The organism is Natrinema soli, assembly GCF_028618695.1.
The window spans coordinates 1-5,277 of record NZ_JAQIVI010000577.1 but is presented as its reverse complement, the minus strand read 5'-3'; the positions used below and the strand labels follow the sequence as shown (position 1 = coordinate 5,277).

The window sequence follows — 5,277 nt, the reverse complement described above, 5'->3', positions numbered from 1 at the left end:
GACGCGATGCGCGCGGGCGACGGCTTCGGCGCGAGCGGGGCGAACGACGCGTCGTTCGAGGCGGAACGAACCGCGACTCGAGAGGCGGGGAAACCGTTCGGCATCCACGCCGGCGAGGTCGACGAGAGCGATATCAACCCGGCGCTGGACCTCGAGCCGGACTTTCTGGTCCACATGGTTCACCCGAAGCCGGTCCATCTGGACCGGGTCGCGGACAGCGAGATTCCGATCGTCGTCTGTCCGCGCTCGAACCTCGTCACCGACGTGGGGCTGTCTCCCTACGAGGACCTGAACGAGCGGACGACGCTCGCGCTCGGGACGGACAACGTGATGCTCAACTCGCCGTCGATGTTCCGCGAGATGGAGTTCCTCGCGAAGCTCTCCGACCTGCCGGCCGTCGAGATCCTCCGAATGGCGACGATCAACGGTGCCGAGATCGCTGACCTCGAGTACGGCCTGCTCGAACCCGGTCGGGAGGCTCGCCTGCTGGTACTCGACGGGGACTCGGACAACCTCGCCGGCGCGCGGGATCCGGTCCGGGCCGTGGTCCGGCGTGCGGGCGTCGACGACGTCCGCGAGGTCGTCTACGGCACGGACGCTGACGACGAGTGACGACGAGTGACGACGAGAGCACCAGCCAACTCGGTTGAGCTGACCGCGTCAGTAGTCGAGTCGTTGGGACGTCTCCGCGTGTTTTCTCGAGAGTTCGACGTACCGGTCGGCCGTCGCCTCGAGTCCCGAATCGTCGATCTCGGTCTTCGGTTCCGCGGGCGCGCCGGCGACGAGCGTCGACGGCGGAACCTCGGCGTCTTCGGTGACGACGCTTCCGGCGGCGATGACCGCCCCCTCGCCGACGCGAGCGCCGTCGAGGACCACTGCGTTCATCCCGACCAGCGCGCGTTCGGCGACGGTCGCGTCGTGAACGATGGCGCTGTGACCGACCGTCGAGTAGGGCTCGAGTTCGGCCGTCTCGTGGAGGACGGCGTTGTCCTGGACGTTGGCTCCCTCGCCGACGACGATCGTCCCGTGATCGCCGCGGAGGGTGACGTTCGGCCAGACGCTGGCCTCGTCTTCGATAATGACGTCGCCGATGACGACCGCGGCCTCGTCGACGTACGCGGAGTCGGCGACCTGCGGCTCCGTCCCGTCGAACGATCGTAGCATGTCCGTTCCTGTCTCGAGAACCGTCTTGAAGGTACCCATCCGGTCCGACGGCCGTGGTGGGGTGAGCGATCGTGGAGTGGGCGATCGTGCAGTAAGCGATTGAGAGGCGGTCAGTCGTGCGGGGGACGATCGCGAGTTGGACGGCCGTGCGATCGTGCCAACGCCCCGGCGGCGACGTCTCAGATCATTCGATATGACTGACTATCCTGTTGTCGAAAACACAGTTGAATACAGTACCGACACACATTGGCACCACGGCTAATACGCAGTCCGTAAAATCGGATACGTGGCGGCACGGCACTATCCGTTCGGATTGCATCGTGACGCCAAGTCATCCCCCCGAACCACCCACAGTTCGGTATCCCCTTTCGATTCCCCACGCACGCTCCCGACGCCTGTTCCCGCCGTCCTCACTCCTCGTCAGATAATCGCTCGGAGAGCCGATCGAACCGATCCCGCGCCGATTCCCGTCGATCCCGTTCGACCTCCTCGCGGTACGTCGCCTCGAGCAATTTCCTCGCGTCACGGTCCACGGTTGCGTCGAAGACTGCTCCCTCGTGCCGGCCGTCATCGGGCAGTTCCTCGACGGCGATCGTGAGTTCGTCGACGACGGTCCCGTCGTCCTCGAGCAGGAGCACTGCCGTCGCCCCGTCGACGATACGGTCGAGGACCGCAGTGTGGGTTTCACGCATGTCGTCTCATCCATCGTCGGTGCGCCAGTGACTTGAACCGATGGCCGGCGGATCTCGAGCGGGAGGGTGTCGTCCGAACCAACCTCGTAGCGTTGGCGCCGCACTCCTCGATCGCCTCGAGAGAGCTGTCGCAGGGTGCGATCGTCGGGACGCCGGAGTCGTAGGCTGCCCCGACGCCATCAAAACTCGGAACGCGTCCCGCGAGTGCTGTGGGTCGAGGGATTCGCGGCCGATCTCAGAACGCGCTCCCCTCGAAGCTCGTGTCGGCGTGCAGGCTATCCTTCAGCGCGTCGTGGACCTTGCAGAGTTCGAAGGCGCGCTCGATGATCTCCTCGCCGGTGTCGTCGTCGACGTCGGCCTCCACGCTGATGTCGAACTGAATAGACTCGAGTTTGTCGTCGTCGTTGAGTTCCCCGGTCGTGTCGATCTCGATCCGTCCGAGGTCGTCGGCCCCGCGCTGTTGGCCGCCGACGCGCAGCGCCGGCACGTAACAGGAGCCGTAGGCCGCCAACAGTGCCTCGAGCGTGTCGGGAGCGTCCTCGCCGTTGGCGTCGATCGCGGTCTCGAAGTCGCGGATCTCGTTCGTGGCGCTGTACCCTTCGTCGGAGACGGTGGTGACCTGTTTCGCCATGGCACTCGGGTCGTCCACGGGCGGCGCTGTAAATATTGTTCTCGCGGGCGCGACGATCCGGCCGGCTGACGAGACCGGCGGCCATCGGTTGACGGAACCGAAGGCGAGCGATTGACAGAACTGGCGGCCATCGGTCGACGGAACTGCCGGCGAGCGGTCGACGGTGCGGTTTCCCTCCCGACTATCGGACCGTTCGATCGGTCGTAGCCGCCCGATCAGGGCCCGAGTTCGAACGGTTCGTCGGCCTCGAGGGCGTGGACTTCGGCGTCGCTGCCGGTGGCTTTGACTTCGCTGGCGAACTCCTCGGGATCCTGCTCGATCGGCGGGAAGGTGTCGTAGTGTTGTGGGAAGGCGTGATCGACGTCGAGCCAGTTGACGGCGACGGCGGCCTGCCAGGGTCCCATGGTGAAGTGGTCGCCGATCGGCACCGCGGCGGCGTCGGGTTCGAGGTACGGGCCGACGACCTCGCGCATCTCGGTCATGAGGCTGGTATCGCCGGCGTGGTAGAACGTCGTCGACTCTTCGTCGCTGACCTGCGTGGGCTTCGTATCCGAAACGACGAAGCCGGCGGGCATCCCGCCGCTCGCGTCGTTCTCGGTCATGATCCCGTTCGTGTGGTCGGCGCGAACCATCGTGACGGAGGCGTCGCCACATTCGACGGTGCCGCCGAGGTTCATGCCCATCCCGCCGACCGCGTCCTCGAAGCCGAACTCCGCCTCGCAGTAGGAGACCAGTTCCGGCGTAGCGACCAGCGTCGCATCCGAAAACTCGCCGGCGTGGGCGATGTGATCCGCGTGGCCGTGCGTCAACAGCACGTAATCCGGCGTCTCGACGTCGGCCGGCTCGAGATCCGTCTTCGGGTTGTCGAAGAAGGGATCGATCAGTAGCGTCGTTTCTCCAACGGTGACGTGCCACGTCGAGTGGCCGTGCCATGTGAGTTCCATACCACTCGAGCCGTTCGTCCGATGACGACTTAAAAGTGGGCGAGGCGGACGATGCGTAACCGTCGTGGCTCGATCCGCGATCGGTCGATCGATTCCCGTCCCGGAGGCCGATTCCCGGTTCGGGGAGACGACCGTCAATGACTTGCTGACCGCCCGCAGCGAGCGTATACGATCATCAACGTTTATACGTCCGTTCCCGAAACGATAAAAAGCCGCACGCGAATTGACACACCACGCATGCGGTCTGGGATCGCGTTCCGATAGATCGTCTTCCACCACGGTCGACGGTTCCGCTGCGATTTCCAGGCGGTCCGCGACGATCAGTGGCCACCGACCACTGTGGACGCTACGGCACCATTCCGGCAGCACTCCACTGCGGCAATGCCGTGTCGTTTTTTACCCCCGGCCCGTACCCCACCCATGCTCGCACTCACGCTCGAGGAGTTCATGGTAGAGCTGAACGACGGCGCGATCAAGAACGTCGGCCCGAACAACAAGGCGGCGACGGTCAAGCTGTTCGACGTGGACGACGCCGAGGCCAGGGAGTTCGGCGACAAGCGCGTCAAGCTCGTCTTCGAGGACGAGGACGACAACGAGATCCAGATCTCGCTGTTCCCGGAGGACGTTCGGAAGATCGTCGACGATATCGAGGCGCTCGAGGATGAGTCTCCGGTTTTCGACTGACGGCGGCCCGATACCGCGGTCGCGATCGCAACTTCTGTCGCGAACGCATTCCGACAACCGTTTTAGGGCGAAACTGCTTGGTTCGTGTAGATGGGTAACTGTATCATCTGCGGCACACCCGTTGACGGCGAGATCTGTCAGAGCCACGAGGAGGATGCTGTTTTCGAATTTCGCGGCACGACCGCCTCACAGCTCACCCCCGATCGCTACTATCGGGGAACCGTCGACGGCTACGCCGACTTCGGTGTCTTCGTCGACATCGGAGACCACGTCACCGGCCTGTTGCACAGAAGCGAACTCGACCAACGACTCGAGAGTCTCGACTGGGAGCCAGGGGACGACGTCTTCGTCCAGGTGCTCGACGTCCGAGACAACGGCAACGTCGACCTCGGCTGGTCGATCCGCCAGCGCGAACGCGAGTTCCGCGGCAAACTGATCGAGACTGCTGACGACGAATACCGTCCCGAGGAGTTCGAGGACGACACCGACGCCGACGAGTCGTCCGCTGAGACGACAACCGAAACGACCGACGAGTCGTCCACCGCGACGGCTGACGAGAGCGACCAGGAGCTCACCGACGGCCGAGCGGCGAAGGCGGGCGAGTTGCAGGCGGCTCCCGAGGACACCGAGCCCGAATCGGAACCGGAGACGGAATCCGTCGATGACGGGCAACCCGCGGCCGCGGAAGCGGCCAGCGCCGTCACGAGTGGCGGTTCCGTCGCGACGGAGTCCGCCGCCGCATCGACGCCGTCGACCGACGACGTGGCCGATGCCGAACCCGAGTCCGAGTCGGAGCCAGCGCTCACGCGAACGACCATCGAGTCCATCGAGAGCAAGGTCGGCAGCGTCGTCCGCCTCGAGGGCGAGATCACCGGCGTTCGCCAGACCAGCGGTCCGACGGTCTTCGAACTGCGCGACGAGACCGGGACCGTCGAATGTGCGGCGTTCGAGGAAGCCGGCGTTCGCGCCTACCCCGACGTCGAACTCGAGGACGTCGTCGCACTGGAGGGCGAAGTCGAACGCCACCACGGCGACCTGCAGGTCGAGACCGAATCCCTCGAGACTCTCGAGGACGAAGCGCGCGAGACAATCGTCGACCGCCTCGAGAGCGCGATCGAGCGCGAGGCCCGACCGGCCGACGTCGCGCCGCTGGCCGACCACG

At 65.2% G+C, this 5,277-nt stretch carries 7 protein-coding genes; 3 read left to right on the top strand and 4 right to left on the bottom strand.

Annotated features, from left to right (window positions below; genetic code table 11):
• Positions 1-612, top strand: a 612-nt coding sequence (locus PGX04_RS26900; RefSeq protein ID WP_273741293.1) for an amidohydrolase family protein, incomplete at its 5' end; no start/stop codon positions are given.
• Positions 613-660: 48 nt separating this feature from the next.
• On the opposite strand, the gene PGX04_RS26895 is transcribed toward PGX04_RS26900, so the two are convergent.
• From PGX04_RS26895 to PGX04_RS26880, 4 genes are all read right to left on the bottom strand, one after another.
• Positions 661-1,203 (bottom strand): gamma carbonic anhydrase family protein, encoded by a 543-nt coding sequence (locus tag PGX04_RS26895; RefSeq protein ID WP_273741292.1) that lies wholly within the window; start codon positions 1,201-1,203, stop codon positions 661-663.
• A gap of 371 nt (positions 1,204-1,574) precedes the next feature.
• Positions 1,575-1,856, bottom strand: coding sequence for a DUF3006 family protein (locus PGX04_RS26890; RefSeq protein ID WP_273741291.1), 282 nt, complete (start codon positions 1,854-1,856; stop codon positions 1,575-1,577).
• 235 nt (positions 1,857-2,091) lie between these two features.
• Positions 2,092-2,487: an OsmC family protein gene (locus PGX04_RS26885; RefSeq protein WP_273741290.1), complete on the bottom strand. Its 396-nt coding sequence runs from the start codon at positions 2,485-2,487 to the stop codon at positions 2,092-2,094.
• Between the two features lie 215 nt (positions 2,488-2,702).
• A complete protein-coding gene (locus PGX04_RS26880) occupies positions 2,703-3,431 on the bottom strand; it encodes a metal-dependent hydrolase (protein ID WP_273741289.1) in 729 nt (242 codons plus the stop codon).
• Between the two features lie 420 nt (positions 3,432-3,851).
• On the opposite strand from PGX04_RS26880, the gene PGX04_RS26875 reads away from it, so the two are divergent.
• Entirely contained in the window at positions 3,852-4,115 is a 264-nt protein-coding gene (locus tag PGX04_RS26875; protein WP_226042210.1) for a hypothetical protein, read from the top strand.
• A gap of 90 nt (positions 4,116-4,205) precedes the next feature.
• On the top strand, positions 4,206-5,277 hold a 1,072-nt coding region (locus tag PGX04_RS26870), incomplete at its 3' end, for an OB-fold nucleic acid binding domain-containing protein (RefSeq protein ID WP_273741288.1).

What these genes read in the sequence shown, in the direction of transcription:
- PGX04_RS26885 (WP_273741290.1), bottom strand. Translation starts at nt 2,487, where the DNA reads ATGGCGAAACAGGTCACCACCGTCTCCGACGAAGGGTACAGCGCCACG.
- PGX04_RS26895 (WP_273741292.1), bottom strand. Translation starts at nt 1,203, where the DNA reads ATGGGTACCTTCAAGACGGTTCTCGAGACAGGAACGGACATGCTACGA.
- PGX04_RS26890 (WP_273741291.1), bottom strand. Translation starts at nt 1,856, where the DNA reads ATGCGTGAAACCCACACTGCGGTCCTCGACCGTATCGTCGACGGGGCG.
- PGX04_RS26880 (WP_273741289.1), bottom strand. Translation starts at nt 3,431, where the DNA reads ATGGAACTCACATGGCACGGCCACTCGACGTGGCACGTCACCGTTGGA.
- PGX04_RS26875 (WP_226042210.1), top strand. Translation starts at nt 3,852, where the DNA reads ATGCTCGCACTCACGCTCGAGGAGTTCATGGTAGAGCTGAACGACGGC.